The sequence below is a fragment of the Stenotrophomonas ginsengisoli genome, assembly GCF_001431485.1.
GTDB classification, from domain to species: Bacteria; Pseudomonadota; Gammaproteobacteria; order Xanthomonadales; family Xanthomonadaceae; genus Stenotrophomonas; species Stenotrophomonas ginsengisoli.
On record NZ_LDJM01000042.1, the window covers coordinates 1 to 17,366 of the forward strand.

The window sequence follows — 17,366 nt, forward strand, 5'->3', positions numbered from 1 at the left end:
TCGATGGCCTTGTCCAGCACCAGCAGCCAGCGTTGTTGCGGTGCCTGCTGCGCCCATTGCTGCGCGGCCTGCCATTGGCCGGCAAGCGGGCGTTTGAAGCCGAAGTCCACGGCCTTGCGGTCGGCCTGCAGCAGGTTCTGCTCGCGCCAGGCGACCAGGCCCAGCTGGGCCTCCGGGCCGATCTGCTGGCCCACCCCGGCCATGAGCTGTTGTGCCGAACTGTAGGGGGACAGGGCCGGCATGATCAGCAGCCCATGCAGCAGCCAGAGCACGGCCAGGCCACCGAGCAGGCCGGCCAGTACATGACGCAGGCGGGTCAGGGCGCACAGCAGCACGATGCCGATACCGGCGCCGAGCAGGCCTTGGCCGGCAGGTGCCAGCAGGTCGGCCGGCATGCCCCGGCGCAGCAGGTTGGCCAACAGGGCCGGGTGCTGGGTGCTGGCCAGTACGCCCAGGATCAACAAGCCGCTACCCAGCAGCAGCGACCAGCCCAGCAATACCCGGCGCACGCCCGGACGCTGCAGCAGGCCGGGTAACAGGGGCGCGGCGGCCACACACAGTGCCGGCAGCATCGGCAACAGGTACACCTCGCGCTTGCCCGGGCTGGCACTGAAGAAAAGCAGCACCAGCGCGGCCCAGCCCAGCAGCAGCCACTGGCGCGGCTCACCCAGGCGCAACTGCCGCCACCAGGCCGGCAACAGCCACGGCAGCAGCAGGGCGGCGGGCAGCCACAGGGTGGCCATCACCTGCAGGTAGTACCAGGCTGGCTGGATGTGGTGCCAGGCCCGGGCATAGCGGGTGCCGGTCTGTTTGAACAGCAGTTCGTGGGCATAGGCCTGCAGCTGGGCATCGGGGTGATGCCACAGCGCCCAGCACAACGGCCCCAGCCATACCAGGGTGCCCAGCACCAGGCCGGGCAGCAGCCACCACAGCGGTCTTGCCGGTGGCGTGGCCCCGCTTGCCGGCCAGCGCCAACGGGCAAACAGCCAGGGCAGCACCGCCAGCAGGGGCAAAAAGCCCACGCCCTTGGTCACCGTGCCGATGCCGGCGGCAATCCCGGCCAGCAGCAGCCAGCGTCGCTGTGCCCGGCCGAACAGGCAGCGGCACAGGGCCCAGAGTGCGGTGGTGGTCAGGGCCACCAGCACCATGTCGATCTGCGCACGTTTGGCCATCAGCACGAACTGGATGCAGCACAGCAGGGCCAGGATGGCCGGCAGGCGCATCGACCGGCCCCACAAGCGTGCGGCCATGTCGCCGGTCAGCCACAGGGTCAGCAGCGCGGCCAGCAGGGACGGCAGCAGGAAGGCGCCGTCCCAGTGGCCGCTGACGGCGAGGCTGGCCGCCTGCAGCCACATGAACACCGGTGGCTTTTCGGCATACAGCTCACTGCCGCGATGGGGCAGCAGCCAGTTGCCGGTGTCCAACATGGCCTGTGCGGCGAGCACAAAGCGCGGTTCATCCGGGGGCAGCGGCAGGCGCAGGCCGATACCGGCAGCCAGTACGCAGGTGATGGCCAGGGCGGCAAGCAGCCAGAACAGGCTGGCGGGCAGTGTGCAGGGGCGGCCAGCTGCGGCCACAGGGGTAGGGGACAGGGGTTTCAAGGGGGCGCGCAGGTCCTGTTGGAGCTGCCACTGTCAGTGCCCGGCAGTATGAAAACTGTCGGAAGGGGACACATTCCGACAACCCTACGACCTCGCCGCCGGCATACTGGCGCAGCAGGCCACCGCCGGTGGCAACGAGCCTGGACACAGCGCATGCGCTTGCTGGTGATTGATGACAACCAACACCTGGTTGCCAACATCTTTGATTATTTCGAGCCGCGCGGACATGTGCTTGATGCCGCTCCGGACGGGGTGACCGGCCTGTACCTGGCCACCACCCAGGAGTACGACGCGATCATCCTGGACTGGATGATGCCGCGGCTGGAGGGCACGGCCTTGCTGGAACGCCTGCGCCGTGAACACGGTTCCACCGTGCCGGTGATCATGCTCACTGCGCGCGGTGAGCTGCCGGACAAGATTGCCGGTTTCCGCAGTGGCGCCGACGACTATCTGGTCAAGCCGTTTGCCCTGCCCGAGCTGGAGGTGCGGCTGGAAGCCCTGCAGCTGCGCCGTGATGGCCGCAGTGCACAGCAGCGCCTGCAGGTCGGTGACCTGAGCCTGGACCTGTCCACCCTGGAGGCGCATCGCGCCGGCCACCTGCTGCACCTGTATCCGGCCTGCCGCAAGCTGCTGGAGGTATTGATGCGGGCCAGCCCGGCGGCGGTGCCGCGCGAGCGTCTGGAGCAGGCGTTGTGGGGCGACGAGCTGCCTGATGGCGACATGCTGCGCTCGCATATCTACGAGCTGCGGCGTGCGGTGGATGCCCCGTTCGCGGTCAAGCTGCTGCATACCCTGCCCAAGCTCGGTTACCGCCTGCGCGTGCCCGATCAGGAGCCGGTGGCTGCGGCGCCGGTGACCGACGCCAGCGGCCGATGACGCGCCGGCCGACACTGCGGCGCAAGCTGCTGGGCTGGCTGCTGGGCTATCTGGCCCTGGTCACCCTGGTGGTGTTCGCCGCCGCCAATTACGTGCACGAGCATGCCGAGCATGCGGTCTGGCGGGCCATGCTCAACACCGAGCTGGACCGGGTGGTCAGCCACCTGCGCCAGCAGCCCGGCTATCACTGGCAGGACTCGGACACCATGCGCCTGTTCCGTGGCGATGCCACCGGCAAGGGCTTGCCGGCGTCGTTGCAGGTGCTGCATCCGGGCCTGCATGACGGCCCCCTGTTCGATGGCCAGTCCAGTGCGGTGATGGTGCGCCAGACCGATGACCTGGGGCGGCTGGTGATGGTGATGGACATCACCGACTTTGCCGCGATGGAGTCGCTGACCACCCGTCTGGCGATCCTGGCCGGTGCGGCGCTGGTGCTGGTCACCTTGCTGATGGCCTGGCTGGGCATGGCGCGCCTGGTACGCCCGCTGTCCAGCCTGGCGCGCTCCATCGCCGACCTGCGCGAAGGACAGATCGGGCAGCGGGTGGCGGTGGAAAAACGCGGCAGTGCCGAGCTGGAGGTCATCGCCGCCGCGGTGAATGATTACCTGGAACGCAACCAGCGCTTTGTCGAGCGCGAGCGCGAATTCATCAGCACCACCAGCCATGAGCTGCGCACGCCGATGGCGGTGATCAGCGGGGCGGCCGAACTGGGCCTGGATCAGGACGGTCTGCCCGAGCGCGCGCGGGTCCAGTTGCAGCGCATCGGCAACGTCGCCAGCGGGGTGGAACAGCTGATCAGCCTGCTGCTGGTGCTGGCCCGTGATCCGGCTCGCCTGGCTGCGCTGGGTGAGCAGATCAGCCTGGCCGGCCTGATCGAGCAGAGCGTGCAGGACCACCAGCACCTGGCCGCAGGCAAGGAATTGCAGGTGGACTGCCTGATCCATGCCGACTGCGAGATCTTCGCCCCACCGGTGGTGGTGCAGGCCGCCATCGGCAACCTGTTGCGCAACGCCATCGAGAACAGTGACCGCGGCCAGATCGTGGTGTCCCTGCAGGCACCGGCCCTGGTGCGCATCAGCGATTCGGGCCACGGCATGTCGCCGCAGGAAATCAGTGCGCTGTATGCCCGCCTGGCGCGTGGCCAGCAGCAGGGCAACGGCGGTATCGGCCTGGCCCTGATTGCCCGGCTGTGCGCGCACCTGGGCTGGCAACTGGCGCTGCAGCCGCGTGCCGGCGGCGGCACCCACGCCGAGCTGGACATGGCGGCCTCGCTGATTCCAGACGAGGCCGGCAGCGGCTGAAACGGCTCAGTTGACCGGCAGCCGGCGCTCGGCCAGCCAGGCCCGGGCATCTTCGGCATCGCCTTCAAACCAGGCGCGGGTCGAGCCCAGGCGATAGGTGTAGCCCCAGGCATCCATGTCGGCCATCAGGCGCGCGCTGCCCACCCCGGGCAGGCGCCCGGCCAGCACGATCTGCAGGTAGCAGGTGGCATCTTCCTCGGCCACCGAATCGGTGGCATCGGTATGCACCAGGGCGCGGCGGTCCTCGGGCAGCACGATCAGGTGGCAGGACTCGTGCAGCATCGAGTGCACCGGGGTGTCGTTGCGCACATAGACATTGCTGGCAATGATGCCGGCCTCCGGTGCGCCCCAGTAGCTGCCGGGAATCTCGGCGCCGTCGGCGATGTGGTGCAGGGTCAGGCCGAAGCCGGCGAGCAGGCCGGCGGCATCGTCAAAACGGATCTGGCCGACGGTCATGACGCTGTCGGCGGGATCGGGATTCGGTGCAGTGTTCACGCAGATACCAAACCCCGGCGCGGTGAGGCGCCGGAGCCTTGCTTACTTGTCGTCGGGCAGGGCGACGGAAATGTCGAGCACGTCGTTGTCGCCATCACGCACCAGGTCGACCTTGACCGCATCGACATCGATGTTGACGTACTTCTTGATCACTTCCAGCAGCTCACGCTGCAGCAGCGGCAGGTAATCCGGGCCGCCCCGGCTGCTGCGCTCCTGCGCGATGATGATCTGCAGGCGGTTCTTGGCCGTTTCGGCGGTGTTCTTCTTCTTGTGCAGGAAGTCGAGAATACCCATGCCTTAGCCTCCGAACAGCTTGCTGAAGAAGCCCTTCTTTTCCACGCTGGTGAAGCGCATCGGGCGCTCTTCACCGACAATGCGGCTGACCGCGTCCTCGTAGGCCTGGCCGGCGATGGACTCGTTGTCCAGGATCACCGGCTCGCCCTTGTTGGAGGCATTGAGCACGTCGCCGGATTCGGGGATCACGCCGATGCACTTCAGGCCCAGCACTTCCTCGACGTCGGCGATGGAGAGCATTTCGCCGGTTTCAACGCGGGCCGGGTTGTAGCGGGTCAGCAGCAGGCGGGCATCCAGCGGCTTGCCGCTTTCCGCGCGCAGGGTCTTGGAATCGAGCAGGCCGATGATGCGGTCGGAGTCACGTACCGAGGACACTTCCGGGTTGACCACCACGATGGCGCGGTCGGCGAAGTACATCGCCAGGAAGGCGCCCTTCTCGATGCCGGCCGGGGAGTCGCACAGGATGTAGTCAAAACCGTCGTCGGCCAGTTCCTTGAGCACCTTGCCCACGCCTTCCTGGTGCAGGGCGTCCTTGTCGCGGGTCTGCGAGGCGGCCAGCACGTACAGGTTGTCAAAGCGCTTGTCCTTGATCAGGGCCTGCTTGAGGGTGGCTTCGCCGTTGACCACGTTGACGAAGTCATACACCACGCGGCGCTCGCAACCCATGATCAGGTCCAGGTTGCGCAGTCCGACGTCGAAGTCGATGACGGCGATTTTCTTGCCCTTGCGGGCCAGGCCGCAGGCCAGGCTGGCGCTGGTGGTGGTCTTGCCGACGCCGCCCTTGCCCGAGGTGACTACGATGATTTCAGCCAAAGGACTTCTCCTGGTGTGTTGGGGGTATGCCGGACTCAATCCAGAGCGGCAATCATGATTTGATCGTGTTCCAACCAGACTTGAACGGCCTTGCCGCGCAATTGGCTGGGGACATCATCGAGCACCTTGTAGCGGCCGGCGATTGCCACCAGTTCGGCGTGGAACTCACGGCAGAAAATACGCGCATTTTCATTGCCCTGCGCGCCGGCCAGGGCGCGCCCACGCAGGGTGCCGTAAATATGGATGCTGCCATCGGAAATGACTTCGGCACCGGCGCCGACGGTGGACAGCACGGTCAGGTCGCCGTTGTGGGCATACAGCTGCTGGCCCGAGCGCACGGTGGCGTGGTGCATCTTGCCGCTTTCACTGTTGCCGGCCGCAGCAGCCGGGGCCGGCGCGGGAGCCGGTGCCGGGGCAGGGGCCTGACGGCGGGCGGGAGCCGGGGCCGGTGCACTGGCTTCATCGCGCTCGTACTGGGCACGGAACTTGGCCAGCAGCGGCAGGCCGAGCTGCTCGGCCAGCTGTTCGGTGGCCGTGGTGCCATAAGCCAGGGCCACCGGCAGCACGCCGGCCTTGCGCAGGCCGTTGATCAAGGCCTGGGCCGTGGGCAGGTCAGGCACCTGGGACAGGCCGCCGAAATCGAGCACCACCGCTGCACGGGCGAACATTTTCGGTGCCCGGGTCACGCGCTCGTGCATTTCCTGCACCAGGCGCGGGACATCCAGGCTGCGGATGCGCAGGTTGGCAATTCCCACCTGGCCGATTTTCAGTTCACCGGCCTGTTCATAATCATTCATCTGCATCACATCAATTCCCGGCCGGAGCCGGTTCAACGGGGGTACGCGGGCGGATGATCCAGTCCGCATCCGGCAGTTTGTCACCGTAAGTCTCGCGTACCCATGGGTAGCTGCACAGGTCCTTGAGCATCATGCTCGCACGCACATCGACATTGCGCATGGTGTTCTGGCCGATTTCGCGGAAGCCGAAACTGCCGTGGAACAGCAGGGCCGCATCGGCGCCGTGGTCCAGGAATACCTCGCAGGCAATATGCGGGTAGCGCAGCTCGGCATAGCTCTGGATATCGGCATACAGGGCGCGGCCGACACCGCCACCGCGACGGCGACTGGCCACCACGATGCGGTCGATATAGCAAAAACGGGCATAGCGCTGGGCAAACCAGGCAAAGTTGCTTGAATCGTGGGCGCTGCCGCTGCCGAAACCGATCAGGAAGCCGGCCAGCGCGCCATCGCGCTCGGCGATGCGGAAATACTCGGCGTAATCGTAAAAATAGCGAAGCCGTTCGGCATCCATGGGCAGGATGGCGGAGCCGGCATTGTTGTTCAACGCCAGGACGGCATCGAGCTCATGCTCGCGGACATCGCGGATGACAATGGACATGCACACTCCGGTGGGGCGAACGTTAGACGTGTAAACCCGGTCGATTATCGCATGCCCGGCGGGCCGGGGCGATGCGGCCGCCCTGGCATGACCATCGGTACGGTGCGGCTGACCGGGTGCCGGCCTTAAGATGGGCCATGTTTGGACAATTGAGCCATACCCGCGTGCTGCGCCACGCCGGCCTGTTCACCTGGGCCCTGGTCGCGCTGCCGCTGGTCTACAGTCATTTCTACCCTGCCCTGGAAGACCTGAGCGGGCAGGGCATCCAGCTGCTGGGCGCCTATGTGGGCTTCGGCGCCGGCTACTGGTGGCTGACCCGTGGCCTGGAGACCGGTGGCCATTCGTCCTGGTATGACCGCCTGCTGCTGGTCGCGCTGACCTGCTTTGCCTTGATGGTCAGCTATGCCAGCTGGTCCGGGCTGGGTTCGATCCTGATGATGGTCGCCGCCGGGGTGATCCCTTGGCTGCTGCCGGCCCGGGCCGGGGTGGTGTGGCTGCTGGTCAGCCAGCTGGCGGTGCTGCCGGTGTACTGGCTGAACCTGCACATGTCCCTGTTCGAGGCCTTGATGCAGACACTGCTGTATGCGGGCTTTTCGATGTTCGTGTTCGTCACTTCGCTGGTGGCCCGGCAACAGGCCCATGCCCGCGAGCTGCAGCGCCGGCTCAATGCCGAGCTGCGCGCCACCCGCGTGCTGCTGGCCGAAAGCGCCCGGGTCAACGAGCGCACCCGCATCTCGCGCGAGCTGCATGACCTGCTCGGCCACCACCTGACCGCGCTGAGCCTGAACCTGGAAGTGGCCGGCCACATCACGCAGGGCCAGGCCCGCGAGCATGTGCGCCAGGCCCATGTGCTGGCCAAACTGCTGCTCACCGACGTGCGTGAGGCGGTGAGCACCATGCGCCAGACCGGGGCGATCGACCTGGCCGCGACTCTGCGCCCGCTGGCCGACGGGGTTCCCTCGCTGGCGGTGGAGCTGGATATTCCCCAATTGCTGGAAATCGATGACCCCGAACGGGCCCACGTGCTGCTGCGCTGCGCCCAGGAGATCATCACCAATACCGCCCGCCATGCCCGGGGTGCGCGCCACCTGTCCTTGCGCGTGGCCCGCCGTGAGGGCCTGCTGACCCTGACTTCGCGCGATGATGGTGCCGGCGCCGATCCGGCCGCCCTGGCGCCGGGCAATGGCCTGCGCGGCATGCGCGAGCGGCTGGCCCAGCTGGGCGGCAGCGTGGAAATACAGACCAGCCCGGGCAAGGGCTTCGCCATCACGGTGATGCTGCCGGAAACCCCGCCAGGCATTACGCTGATGGCTACCGTTGAGGAGAGTGTTGATGATTCGCGTCTGCCTGGTTGATGACCAGACCCTGGTGCGTCAGGGGATCCGATCGCTGCTGGCGCTGGATGGCGGCATCGAAGTTGTGTCCGAGGCGGCCGATGGCCGGCAGGCGGTGGAGATGATCCCGCAGCAGCGTCCTGACGTGGTCCTGATGGACATGCGCATGCCGGTGATGAGCGGCCTGGAAGCGCTGCAGACCCTGGCTGCGGCCGGGCAGCTGCCGCCGACCATCATCCTGACCACCTTCGATGACGACCAGCTGGTGCTGGCCGGCCTGAAGGCCGGGGCCAAGGGCTACCTGCTCAAGGATGTGTCGCTGGAGCAGCTGGTCGGGGCGATCCGCACCGTGGCCGATGGCGGCTCGCTGGTGCAACCGGCGGTGACCCAGCGCCTGCTCTCGGGCCTGGAGCACATGCGCAACGAGTTCGTCAGCCTGGACCGGCCGGACCCGTTGACCGACCGCGAGACCGAGATCCTGCGCCTGATGGCCAGCGGCTTTTCCAACAAGGAGATCGCCAACTCGCTGGGCGTGGCCGAAGGCACGATCAAGAACCACGTCTCCAACATCCTGTCCAAGCTGGGCGTGCGTGACCGTACCCGCGCCGTGCTCAAGGCATTTGAACTGCAGCTGGTCTGAGCAGGCCTTCTGGTGTGGGCCCGGGCTGGGCAGGGCCGGGCCGGCCCGGTAGCATTGTTTTGCCGGGGTTAAGGCGAGTGAAGGTTTCACATCGCCGGCTACCCCATGACTTTGGAAACCCTCAGTGGAACTGGGGTCAGAATGTAATAAACAAGCGACGCGAAGCCTGCTAGGATGCGAGCTTCGCTTCAATTAACCCGGCCGTGGCATCGGCCTCGGAGACTCTTGCATGACCCGTATTATCGAGTTCCTGATCGCCTTGGGGATCGTGGCAATCCTGTTCGTCATCATCGGCGTCTGCCTGCCGGGTGAGCGTCACATCAGCGAAAGCATCGAAACCAATCGCAAGATGACCATCGTCAATGACACGGTCAACAGCCTGCGTCGTTTCAAGGACTGGAACCCGCTGATCCTGCGTGATCCGGCCATGAAGCTGTCCTACAGCGGCCCGGTCTCCGGCGTGGGTGCCACCATGGAGTACGACTCGGCTGAAGTCGGCCAGGGTAGCTGGAAGATCACCGAGAGCCAGGAAAACGAGCGCGTTGTCTATGCGCTGGACAACAACCAGCGCGGCTCTGACAAGACCGTGACCTTCCTGCTCGAGCCGACCGGCAAGGACAACCGCAACGTCAAGATCACCCAGGAATACTCGGTGAAGTACGGCATGGACCTGTTCGGCCGTTACGCCGGCCTGTACGTCAGCCGTCACGTTGGCGATGACATCAAGATGGGCCTGGGCCGTCTGCAGACCATGCTGGCCGGTGTGCCGAACATCGACTACCGCGATGCGTCCACCACCATGGCCGATCTGGGCATTGTCGACCTGGCTGCCGAAAACCTGCTGGTGGTCAACGCCGGCAACATCGAGCGCGGCAACGAGACCATCCGCCAGTCCATCAAGGACAACCAGGAGTGGATCAAGCGCGTGATGGACAACAACGGTCTGGAAGCTGCCGGCCCGATGCGCATCATCACCACCGACTTCGGTGCCGAGAAGTACGCCTTCGACGTGGCCCAGCCGGTCCGCAAGAAGGGTGCCGCCGAGGCTTCGGCCGAAGAGCTGAGCGTGAAGGTTGATGGCACCCCGGTGACCTACAGCCACGTGCCGGCCCGCAAGTCCGCCCATGCAACCTACGTTGGCCACATGGCCGGCCTGGACGTGGCACGCAACGCCCTGCGTTCGTGGGCCACCACCAATGGTTACGAGCTGATCGAGCGTCCGTACGAATCCTGGAACGATGGCCTGGACAAGTCCTTCACCCAGGACGGTACCTACGACATCTACTGGGCCATCAAGTAAGCGCACCGCGCTCACTGGATGTTGCTGAAAACGCGCCGCGCAAGCGGCGCGTTTTTTATTGCCTGCCTGTTTTGCCACAATCGCTGCGGACTTTGGTTTGCAGGTGGGTGATGAAGGACTTTGCTGTACGTGCGCAGGGCAGTGCCGGTGCCTTGCTGGCCATGCTGGCCATCGGTTTTTCGGCCTGGGCCTCACACGGTCTGGGGCCCGGGCGGGAGCAGCACAACGTGCTGATGGCCTGCCTGTATGCATTCGGCCACGGCGCGGTGCTGGTGGCGCTGGCCCCACGGGTGCTGTCCGGCCTGGCGCGTACGGCCTTGTGGGTATTGCTGCTGGGCGTGGGGCTGTTTTCCGGCAGCCTGCTGGCGGCGGTGCTGCTGGATTGGTCGACGCGGGCAGCGCCGCTGGGCGGCATGCTGTTGATGCTGGGCTGGCTGCTGCTGTCGCTTTCCCACTGGCAGCGCCAGCGCTGAGCCGGCAGCAACCGGATCAGCGCCGGGAAGGTGGGTTCAGACCGTGGCGCTGGGCTGGTGGCACCAGTGCCAGGGTTCGTAGACGATGCCGTGGGGGTTGTCGCGCGGATAGCTCAGGCCAAAGCCGTAGCGGCCGGCATGGGCCGTCAGCCAGGCAAAGGCCGGGGTGGCCTCGAAGCTTTCCTCTGCGGCCGGTTCGCCCGGGGTGCCGATGTCCAGGGCGCGGCCACTGTGGTGTTCGGAAAAGCCGGGGGCGGCATTGACGGTGAGGATCTGTTCAACGCTCAGGCCGCGGGCCTGCTTGCGGGCGAAGATGCCGGCCTGGTAGGCGTGGGAGCGGTAGCCGGAGATTGCTTCCAGGCTGACACCATCGTTGGCAGCAGCCCGGCGCATCTGCTGCCAGCTCTGGCCGGCGCGGCGGGTCAGCCAGAGCGGCCGCTGCCAGCGGTCGCGGCCGGCCAGTTCCAGCCAGGCCGGTTCGGCGCACAGGGCCAGGCCGCTGTCCCGGGCGTACTGCTGCGGGTCCAGTGCCAGCTGCTGCAGCAATGCCAGCAGGCCATCCAGCGGCAGCAGGGTGCTGGCCGTGGGCAGCTGGCCACGCAGGCCGATGCCGTCCAGCACCCGCAATGCGGCCACCAGGCCGGGTTCGTCGGGCAGGCGGCTGACCAGCGGCATCAGGCCGTCGGGCAGGCGGGCGGCCAGGTACTGGCCGTCACTCTTGCGCCGCAGCAGCCAGTCGGCCCGGGCCAGGGTGCGGGCATCACGGTTGCTGCGGGCACGCAGCACGCTGGCCGGCAGGATTTCGATCTGGGGGCTGTTGTACAGCCGCAAGGGGGCGTTGCGCATGCCGCCAGCTTAGGCCGGTGTGCGGCCGCTGGCCACCTGCTGCAAGTGATCGATCAGCTGGCGTGCATCGACCGGCTCGATCAGCAGGTCATAGCCCTCGCTGGTGGGCAGCCACAGCACCCGCTCGCCCTGGCGGATCGACACCAGGGCCTTGTTGCCATTGGCCAGACGGAACCAGCCGCTCTTGATGCCCGGCAGTGAGGTGCCATTGGTCTTCAGGCGCGGCTTGTAGTCGATATGCTCGGCCAGGTTCACCACGCGGGCCTGTTCCAGTTTCAGGCCGGACAGGGGCACACTGCGCTTGTAGAAGCTGGTGGTGATGGTCAGGCCATCGGTGCCCAGCGCCAGATGCTGGCGGCGCAGGGCCCAGTCCAGTACGCCCCACACCGGGCCCAGCAGCAGGGCAATGGCCAGCATGGCCGAGGCTGCGCCACCGAAGCGGGCGTGCTTGCCCAGGTCCGGGTCCAAGGAGGCCAGCGCCAGCGGCAGGCAGAACACCAAGACGAACAGGAGGAAGCGGGACTTGCGGCCCGGGCCCTTGAGGCGGGCGGCGTCGGGCAGGCGGGTCAGCGGGTTCATTGGGCGTGGATCCAGTGGGCAATGTCGTTGATCAACCCGGCATCCACCTTGCCCGGTTGCTGGTACTCGGCCAGGGTGCCGGGGCCGTTGCCAGCGATGCCCAGGTGGTTGAGGGTGGGGTAATGGTGGAAGCTGAAGCGCTCGCCCTGCAGGCCGGCCTGGAGCCGGTTCCAGTCGGCATCGACCACCTGGAAGTCACGCCCGCCCTGCAGCAGCAGGGTGGGCAGGCCGGCGTCACGGGTCTGGCCGATCACATCCACCGCTTCCAGTTCCTGCCAGTACGCGCCGGTGAGACCGGGCAGCTGCGGCAATTCGGCGGTTTTGTCGCTGCGCAAGGCCGCGATCTGGGCATCGAGCTGGTCCAGATGCGCCTTGGCGGCCTCGGCCGTGATCTGCGGTGATTGCGCCAGCAGGTACACGTTCTGCTCGCGCAGCAGGTCCAGGATCGGCCGCGCAGGAGCGGCAAACAGGATCGCGCCGGCGGCCTGGCCGGCCTTGGCAATGTGGCTGGCGAGCATGCCGCCCTGGCTGTGGCCCAGCACGTAGACCTTGCCGGCGTCGATGCCGGGCTGGGCCTTGAGCAGGGCCACAGCGGCAATGGCGTCGTCGGTGGTTTCCAGGGCCAGGCTGGCGCCTTGGGCAAAGTCCTGCGGCCGGGCCTGGCTGCGCTTGTCATAGCGCAGCACCGCGATGCCCTGCGCAGCCAGACCATGGGCGATGTCGGCGAAGGGTTTGTTCGGGCCCACGCTTTCATCGCGGTCCTGCGGGCCGGAGCCGTGCACCAGCACCACGGCCGGGAACGGGCCGGGGCCCTTGGGCAGACTCAGGGTGGCGCCCAGTGGGCCGGGGCCGGCGACAACCTGCAGCGCGGTTTCAGTGAAGGGGGCATCGGCCGGCGGCGCTGCCGCGGCGCTGGCTACCGGGGCCAGATGGAAACCGCTGATGTGCCCGGCCTTGTCTACTGCCGTGGTGGCGCGGACCGTGCCGTGCTGGAAATGCAGCAGGTGGGTACTTACGTCATTGCCCTCGACCTGACGGGTCTGGTCGGGCTCGATGCGTTGCAGTGCGCCCAGCGATTGGGCCAGTTGCTGCCAGAGCTGGGTCAGGGCCGGGCTGCTCACGGCCTGGGCCATGGCCGGGTTGAAGCGGGCGTGGGCCTGTGCGAAGCGCCCTTGCTCCAGTTCGGCCAGCAGCGCGGTGGCCGGGTCGGGCGCGGTGGTATTGGCGGCCGCCAGGGCCGACAGCGGCAGTGCAGCGGCCAGCAGCAGGGTCTTCAGGCGCATGGCGTCAGATCTCCTTCTTGAAGATCAGCAGCATGGGGGCTATTCCGCCGCCGTTGGGGGCTTGGACCAATTCCCAGCCCTTCAGGCCTTCGCGGGTCAGGGTGTCCTGCAGCACCTTGGGGTCATAGCCGCCCCACAACTTGGGCTTGATTTCGATGGTCTGGTACTGCCAGCGGGTGCTCATGGTTCTTCCTTCGGGTCGGGGCGAGGGGCGGGCAGGCGTCCGGCCTTGCGCAGGGCGTCGCGCAGCACGTATTCGATCTGCGCATTGAGGCTGCGCAGTTCGTCGTCGGCCCAGCGCTGCGCCGCTGCCAGGACATCGGCATTGATGCGCAGCGGATAGGCCTTCTTTTCGCTCACTTGCGCATCCTGTGGGCGCGATGCAGGCGCAGCAGCATCGACGCGGCCAGGGCATTGACCGCGACAAACAGCACACCGACCACCGCATAGACACGGGTGCTGATGCTGCCAGCCCAGTACAGGCCGGCGGCGCCGCAGAACAGGCACAGGGCGATCAGGGCCCAGTGCACGGCCTGGTTGCGCGACAACGGCGAGCCTTCACGGCCGACCCAGAAGGCGATGCCCAGGGCCGGGAAGGCGGTCAGGGCGAGGATGAAGGGGGCAACAAGTTCATTCATGGCAACAATCTTCAATACAGGGAGCCGGCATTGACCACCGGCTGGGTGCCACGGTCAGAGCACAGCACGGTCAACAGGTTGGACACCATCTGCGCCTTGCGCTCTTCGTCCAGCTGCACGGTGCCGCCCTTTTCCAGTTCGGCCAGGGCCATCTCGACCATGCCCACCGCGCCGGCGACGATACGCTGGCGGGCAGCGATCACCGCATTGGCCTGCTGGCGCTGGAGCATGGCCTGGGCGATTTCCGGGGCATAGGCCAGGTGGCTGATGCGCGCATCGAGCACCAGCACGCCGGCATCGGCCAGGCGCTCGGCCAGCTCGTCCTTCAGGTGCTGGGAAATTTCCGCCGCATGGCTGCGCAGGGCCAGCTGGCCGTCCTCGTGCTGGTCATACGGATAGCTGGTGGCCATCGCGCGCAGCGCCGATTCGCTCTGGATGTGGACGAAGGATTCGTAGTCATCCACGTTGTAGACCGCCTCGGAGGCGTCGTTGACCTGCCACACGATCACCGCGGCAATCTCGATCGGGCTGCCGTCCAGCTCGTTGACCTTGAGCTTGCCCGATTCGAAGTTGCGCACCCGCAAGGACACCTTGCGCTTGCTGAAGAACGGGTTGTTCCAGCGCAGGCCGTTGTCCTTGACCGTGCCGACGTACTTGCCGAACAGCTCCAGCACTGCGGCCTGGTTGGGCTGGACCATGTAGAAGCCGCAGCAGGCAAACAGGGACAGCACAATGACCATCAGCCCAGCGGCCAGCAGGGCCAGGCGGGCCAGCCCCGGGGTGGTGGCACCGAGCAGCAGGATGCCGATGCCCGCCACGATGGCCACGATTACGGCCAGTACCAGCGGGATGCCGGGCAGGGAGGAGCGCTGGATCTCTTTCATGGTCTGTCCTCTGGTTGATATCAATTTGATATCAGTATTGGGTGGCGGTGGGCAAAATGCAAGCTGAACGGATAAAATGCGCGTCCTTTGTAGACAGTCGGATGTACAGATGAGCGTGCTGGGGACCCCATTGACCGCATCGGCAACCCGCGTGTTGCTGCTCGGCGCTGGTGAGCTGGGCAAGGAAGTGGCCATCGAACTGCAGCGCCTGGGCGTGGAGGTGATTGCCGCTGACCGCTACGCCAATGCTCCGGCCATGCAGGTGGCCCACCGCAGCCATGTGCTGGACATGCTCGACGGTGCCGCCCTGGCGGCCTTGATTGCCGCCGAGCAGCCGCACCTGGTGGTGCCGGAGATCGAGGCCATCGCCACTGCCACCCTGGTCGAGCTGGAAGCGGCAGGGCAGCGTGTAGTGCCCACGGCGCGCGCCGCGCAGCTGACCATGGACCGCGAAGGCATCCGCCGCCTGGCCGCCGAGACCCTGGGCCTGCCGACCTCGCCCTACCGTTTTGTCGATGACCTGGCCCAGTACCAGCAGGCGGTGGCCGACATCGGCCTGCCGTGCGTGGTCAAGCCGGTGATGTCCTCCTCGGGCAAGGGCCAGAGCACACTGCGCCAGGCAGCTGACATCGACCCGGCCTGGACCTATGCACAGACCGGTGGCCGCGCCGGTGCGGGGCGCTGCATCGTCGAGGGTTTCATCGACTTCGATTACGAAATAACCCTGCTCACCGTGCGCCATGCCAGCGGCACCACCTTCTGCGCGCCGATCGGGCACTGGCAGAAGGATGGCGACTACCGCGAGAGCTGGCAGCCGCAGGCCATGTCGGCGCTGGCCCTGCAGCGGGCGCAGCAGGTTGCCGGCGCCATCACCGACGAGCTCGGCGGCTGGGGGGTGTTCGGGGTGGAGCTGTTCGTCAAGGGCGATGAGGTGTGGTTCAGCGAGGTCAGCCCGCGTCCGCACGACACCGGCCTGGTCACCCTGGGCTCGCAGGACCTGAGCCAATTCGCCCTGCATGCGCGGGCCATTCTCGGCCTGCCGGTGCCGATGATCCGCCAGTTCGGCCCGACCGCCTCCTGCGCGATGCTGGCCGCCGGTTTCGGCGTGCCGCGTTTTGCCAACCTCGAGGTGGCCCTGTCGCTGCCCGATACCCAGCTGCGCCTGTTCGGCAAGCCGCGGGTGGAAGGCCAGCGCCGGGTCGGCGTGGTGGTGGCCCGTGGCGAGGACATCGAGCACGCACGCAGCAGCGCACGTGCAGCGGCCGAGGCGATCACCATCACCCTGGATCCGCTGCCCCTGCTGTGAGCGGTGGCTGCTGGGTGGACTGAAACAACAACGGCCCCTTGCGGGGCCGTTGTCATGTGCCAAGCCGGTAGCCGGTGCTCAGCGCACGTCCACCCAGACCAGGTGGTGGTCGCTGGCCTTGGTCGCCTCGACACCGGGCTGGTCGCTGGCCGGCCAGTGCACGCCATTGCCCAGCAGCTGGAAGCCGGCTGAAGGCAGCACGTAGTCCAGGCGCAGGCTGCCGGTGCGCGGGCCGAAGTCGCCGGTGGCCTGGGCCGGGTTGCCGTGACGCTGGATCCCGCGCTCGGCATAGGCCGCGCCCAGTTCGCTGGCACCGGCGCTGGTCGGGGTCGGCATGCGCAGCACGCGCGGGTGTTCGATCAATTCGATGATGCGGCTGTGGTTGCCGTTGCCGTCGGCCGGGTCATTGTTCAGATCGCCGACGATGACAAAGCGCGCATCGCTGGCCAGGCCGCCACAACGGCCCTGGTCATCGCACAGCCAGTCGCTGTCGGCCTCGCCCTTGAGGTATTCGCTCCAGAGCTTGAGCTCATCGCCGTTGCGGGCGACGTTGCGCTTTTCCGGGCCGTCGAAGGCCGGCGGGGTGGGATGGCTGGCCAGTACGTGGATGCGCCCGTTGGGGGTGTCCACCGGCACATCCCAGTGCGACTTGGACGACAGGCGCAGTTGCTGCCAGACCGCATCGGGCCAGAACGGCTGGCCGTTTTCCGGGTCCAGCGGGCGGCTGGCGCCGGGCAGGGTGTGCCACTTGAGCAGCTGGAAGCTGCGCACCGCTGCGGTATCGATCGGGTGGCGCGAGAGCACCAGCATGCCGTACTGGCCCGGGTGCAGGCCGTAGCCCCAGGCATCGTTGCCATGGCTGCGGCCTTGTCCGCCGACCACGCCGTCATTGTCCAGGTCCAGACCGCTGGGCACGCCGGTGTTGACCGGGGCCAGGTAGCGGTAGGCGTAATGCAGCGGCTGCCCGCCACCGGGCTGGGCCACTTCCAGGTAGTTGCGCTGGAACAGGTCAGCGGCCTTGCCCTCAGCATCGAAGTCGAACTCGTTGATCAGCACGATGTCCGGCCGGGTGGTCTGCAGCACGGCGGCGATGCTGGCGGCCTGGTCGCTGCCGGCCTGCAGCTTGTCGATCAGGCCACCGGCCTGGTTGGTGTACAGCGAGACGTTGTAGGTGGCCAGGCGCAACGGCGCGGCATCGGCATCGGCATCGGCCATGGTCGGTTCGGTGGGGGCGGTGTGGCTGCAGGCCGCGCACAGCACGGCGGCAACCAGGAGCAGGGGGCGCAGTTTCATGGGCGCATTGTC

At 67.0% G+C, this 17,366-nt stretch carries 21 protein-coding genes; 7 read left to right on the forward strand and 14 right to left on the reverse strand.

Annotated elements, in window-relative coordinates; translation table 11 throughout:
• On the reverse strand, nt 1–1,592 hold a 1,592-nt coding region (locus ABB30_RS13640), incomplete at its 3' end, for an ArnT family glycosyltransferase (protein WP_425477412.1).
• A gap of 162 nt (nt 1,593–1,754) precedes the next feature.
• On the opposite strand from ABB30_RS13640, the gene ABB30_RS13645 reads away from it, so the two are divergent.
• Both ABB30_RS13645 and ABB30_RS13650 read left to right on the forward strand, forming a co-directional pair.
• Nucleotides 1,755–2,477 (forward strand): response regulator transcription factor, encoded by a 723-nt coding sequence (locus ABB30_RS13645; protein WP_057638863.1) that lies wholly within the window; start codon nt 1,755–1,757, stop codon nt 2,475–2,477.
• Entirely contained in the window at nt 2,474–3,778 is a 1,305-nt protein-coding gene (locus ABB30_RS13650) for a sensor histidine kinase (protein ID WP_057638864.1), read from the forward strand. Before ABB30_RS13645 ends, ABB30_RS13650 begins: the two co-directional genes overlap by 4 nt.
• A 6-nt stretch (nt 3,779–3,784) precedes the next feature.
• On the opposite strand, the gene ABB30_RS13655 is transcribed toward ABB30_RS13650, so the two are convergent.
• The 5 genes from ABB30_RS13655 to ABB30_RS13675 all read right to left on the reverse strand — a co-directional run bounded on the left by ABB30_RS13655 (nt 3,785) and on the right by ABB30_RS13675 (nt 6,778).
• Nucleotides 3,785–4,234, reverse strand: a complete 450-nt coding sequence (locus ABB30_RS13655; protein WP_057638865.1) for a hypothetical protein — start codon at nt 4,232–4,234, stop codon at nt 3,785–3,787.
• Between the two features lie 81 nt (nt 4,235–4,315).
• Nucleotides 4,316–4,567, reverse strand: a complete 252-nt coding sequence (gene minE, locus ABB30_RS13660; protein ID WP_057638866.1) for a cell division topological specificity factor MinE — start codon at nt 4,565–4,567, stop codon at nt 4,316–4,318.
• 3 nt (nt 4,568–4,570) lie between these two features.
• The gene (minD, locus tag ABB30_RS13665; protein WP_057638867.1) at nt 4,571–5,380 is read right to left on the reverse strand and encodes a septum site-determining protein MinD; all 810 of its coding nucleotides are present in this window, start codon (nt 5,378–5,380) and stop codon (nt 4,571–4,573) included.
• A gap of 35 nt (nt 5,381–5,415) precedes the next feature.
• Nucleotides 5,416–6,183 carry a septum site-determining protein MinC gene (gene minC / locus ABB30_RS13670; RefSeq protein WP_057638908.1) on the reverse strand — a complete coding sequence of 256 codons (768 nt, stop codon included), beginning with the start codon at nt 6,181–6,183 and terminating at the stop codon, nt 5,416–5,418.
• A 4-nt stretch (nt 6,184–6,187) separates the two neighbouring features.
• Nucleotides 6,188–6,778, reverse strand: a complete 591-nt coding sequence (locus tag ABB30_RS13675) for a GNAT family N-acetyltransferase (protein ID WP_057638868.1) — start codon at nt 6,776–6,778, stop codon at nt 6,188–6,190.
• 137 nt (nt 6,779–6,915) lie between these two features.
• Between ABB30_RS13675 and ABB30_RS13680 the strand changes: the two genes are divergently transcribed.
• The 4 genes from ABB30_RS13680 to ABB30_RS13695 all read left to right on the forward strand — a co-directional run bounded on the left by ABB30_RS13680 (nt 6,916) and on the right by ABB30_RS13695 (nt 10,525).
• Nucleotides 6,916–8,133, forward strand: a complete 1,218-nt coding sequence (locus ABB30_RS13680) for a sensor histidine kinase (protein ID WP_057638869.1) — start codon at nt 6,916–6,918, stop codon at nt 8,131–8,133.
• The gene (locus ABB30_RS13685) at nt 8,111–8,752 is read left to right on the forward strand and encodes a response regulator (RefSeq protein WP_057638870.1); all 642 of its coding nucleotides are present in this window, start codon (nt 8,111–8,113) and stop codon (nt 8,750–8,752) included. Before ABB30_RS13680 ends, ABB30_RS13685 begins: the two co-directional genes overlap by 23 nt.
• A 229-nt stretch (nt 8,753–8,981) precedes the next feature.
• The gene (locus ABB30_RS13690; protein WP_057638871.1) at nt 8,982–10,052 is read left to right on the forward strand and encodes a polyketide cyclase; all 1,071 of its coding nucleotides are present in this window, start codon (nt 8,982–8,984) and stop codon (nt 10,050–10,052) included.
• Nucleotides 10,053–10,162: 110 nt separating this feature from the next.
• Nucleotides 10,163–10,525 carry a DUF423 domain-containing protein gene (locus ABB30_RS13695; protein ID WP_057638872.1) on the forward strand — a complete coding sequence of 121 codons (363 nt, stop codon included), beginning with the start codon at nt 10,163–10,165 and terminating at the stop codon, nt 10,523–10,525.
• A 36-nt stretch (nt 10,526–10,561) separates the two neighbouring features.
• On the opposite strand, the gene ABB30_RS13700 is transcribed toward ABB30_RS13695, so the two are convergent.
• From ABB30_RS13700 to ABB30_RS13730, 7 genes are read right to left on the reverse strand one after another with little or no spacing between them, the layout of a single operon-like run.
• On the reverse strand, nt 10,562–11,371 hold the full coding sequence (locus ABB30_RS13700) for a M15 family metallopeptidase (RefSeq protein WP_057638873.1): 810 nt from the start codon (nt 11,369–11,371) through the stop codon (nt 10,562–10,564).
• A 9-nt stretch (nt 11,372–11,380) separates the two neighbouring features.
• Nucleotides 11,381–11,950 (reverse strand): PH domain-containing protein, encoded by a 570-nt coding sequence (locus tag ABB30_RS13705; RefSeq protein ID WP_057638874.1) that lies wholly within the window; start codon nt 11,948–11,950, stop codon nt 11,381–11,383.
• On the reverse strand, nt 11,947–13,233 hold the full coding sequence (locus tag ABB30_RS13710; protein ID WP_057638875.1) for an alpha/beta hydrolase: 1,287 nt from the start codon (nt 13,231–13,233) through the stop codon (nt 11,947–11,949). The genes ABB30_RS13705 and ABB30_RS13710 overlap by 4 nt, the downstream gene beginning before the upstream one ends.
• Nucleotides 13,234–13,237: 4 nt before the next feature.
• Nucleotides 13,238–13,417: a DUF4177 domain-containing protein gene (locus ABB30_RS13715; protein WP_057638876.1), complete on the reverse strand. Its 180-nt coding sequence runs from the start codon at nt 13,415–13,417 to the stop codon at nt 13,238–13,240.
• Nucleotides 13,414–13,593: a type II toxin-antitoxin system antitoxin gene (locus ABB30_RS13720; protein WP_057638877.1), complete on the reverse strand. Its 180-nt coding sequence runs from the start codon at nt 13,591–13,593 to the stop codon at nt 13,414–13,416. The genes ABB30_RS13715 and ABB30_RS13720 overlap by 4 nt, the downstream gene beginning before the upstream one ends.
• Complete coding sequence (locus ABB30_RS13725) at nt 13,590–13,871, reverse strand: hypothetical protein (RefSeq protein WP_152980753.1); 282 nt, start codon at nt 13,869–13,871, stop codon at nt 13,590–13,592. The genes ABB30_RS13720 and ABB30_RS13725 overlap by 4 nt, the downstream gene beginning before the upstream one ends.
• Before the next feature lie 11 nt (nt 13,872–13,882).
• Nucleotides 13,883–14,755, reverse strand: coding sequence for an SPFH domain-containing protein (locus tag ABB30_RS13730; protein WP_057638879.1), 873 nt, complete (start codon nt 14,753–14,755; stop codon nt 13,883–13,885).
• A 109-nt stretch (nt 14,756–14,864) separates the two neighbouring features.
• Between ABB30_RS13730 and purT the strand changes: the two genes are divergently transcribed.
• Nucleotides 14,865–16,061 carry a formate-dependent phosphoribosylglycinamide formyltransferase gene (purT, locus tag ABB30_RS13735; RefSeq protein ID WP_057638880.1) on the forward strand — a complete coding sequence of 399 codons (1,197 nt, stop codon included), beginning with the start codon at nt 14,865–14,867 and terminating at the stop codon, nt 16,059–16,061.
• A gap of 78 nt (nt 16,062–16,139) precedes the next feature.
• Here the strand turns inward: purT and ABB30_RS13740 are convergent, their stop codons facing one another.
• The gene (locus ABB30_RS13740; protein ID WP_057638881.1) at nt 16,140–17,354 is read right to left on the reverse strand and encodes an endonuclease/exonuclease/phosphatase family protein; all 1,215 of its coding nucleotides are present in this window, start codon (nt 17,352–17,354) and stop codon (nt 16,140–16,142) included.
• Nucleotides 17,355–17,366: the final 12 nt, after the last annotated feature.

Bases quoted from the DNA above. Each gene is read 5' to 3' on its own strand.
- ABB30_RS13705 (WP_057638874.1), bottom strand. From the start codon at position 11,950: ATGAACCCGCTGACCCGCCTGCCCGACGCCGCCCGCCTCAAGGGCCCG.
- ABB30_RS13740 (WP_057638881.1), bottom strand. From the start codon at position 17,354: ATGAAACTGCGCCCCCTGCTCCTGGTTGCCGCCGTGCTGTGCGCGGCC.
- ABB30_RS13675 (WP_057638868.1), bottom strand. From the start codon at position 6,778: ATGTCCATTGTCATCCGCGATGTCCGCGAGCATGAGCTCGATGCCGTC.
- ABB30_RS13680 (WP_057638869.1), top strand. From the start codon at position 6,916: ATGTTTGGACAATTGAGCCATACCCGCGTGCTGCGCCACGCCGGCCTG.
- ABB30_RS13725 (WP_152980753.1), bottom strand. From the start codon at position 13,871: ATGAATGAACTTGTTGCCCCCTTCATCCTCGCCCTGACCGCCTTCCCG.
- ABB30_RS13710 (WP_057638875.1), bottom strand. From the start codon at position 13,233: ATGCGCCTGAAGACCCTGCTGCTGGCCGCTGCACTGCCGCTGTCGGCC.
- ABB30_RS13730 (WP_057638879.1), bottom strand. From the start codon at position 14,755: ATGAAAGAGATCCAGCGCTCCTCCCTGCCCGGCATCCCGCTGGTACTG.
- minE (WP_057638866.1), bottom strand. From the start codon at position 4,567: ATGGGTATTCTCGACTTCCTGCACAAGAAGAAGAACACCGCCGAAACG.
- ABB30_RS13650 (WP_057638864.1), top strand. From the start codon at position 2,474: ATGACGCGCCGGCCGACACTGCGGCGCAAGCTGCTGGGCTGGCTGCTG.
- ABB30_RS13700 (WP_057638873.1), bottom strand. From the start codon at position 11,371: ATGCGCAACGCCCCCTTGCGGCTGTACAACAGCCCCCAGATCGAAATC.
- ABB30_RS13695 (WP_057638872.1), top strand. From the start codon at position 10,163: ATGAAGGACTTTGCTGTACGTGCGCAGGGCAGTGCCGGTGCCTTGCTG.
- ABB30_RS13685 (WP_057638870.1), top strand. From the start codon at position 8,111: ATGATTCGCGTCTGCCTGGTTGATGACCAGACCCTGGTGCGTCAGGGG.
- ABB30_RS13655 (WP_057638865.1), bottom strand. From the start codon at position 4,234: ATGACCGTCGGCCAGATCCGTTTTGACGATGCCGCCGGCCTGCTCGCC.
- ABB30_RS13715 (WP_057638876.1), bottom strand. From the start codon at position 13,417: ATGAGCACCCGCTGGCAGTACCAGACCATCGAAATCAAGCCCAAGTTG.
- ABB30_RS13645 (WP_057638863.1), top strand. From the start codon at position 1,755: ATGCGCTTGCTGGTGATTGATGACAACCAACACCTGGTTGCCAACATC.
- purT (WP_057638880.1), top strand. From the start codon at position 14,865: ATGAGCGTGCTGGGGACCCCATTGACCGCATCGGCAACCCGCGTGTTG.
- minC (WP_057638908.1), bottom strand. From the start codon at position 6,183: ATGCAGATGAATGATTATGAACAGGCCGGTGAACTGAAAATCGGCCAG.
- ABB30_RS13690 (WP_057638871.1), top strand. From the start codon at position 8,982: ATGACCCGTATTATCGAGTTCCTGATCGCCTTGGGGATCGTGGCAATC.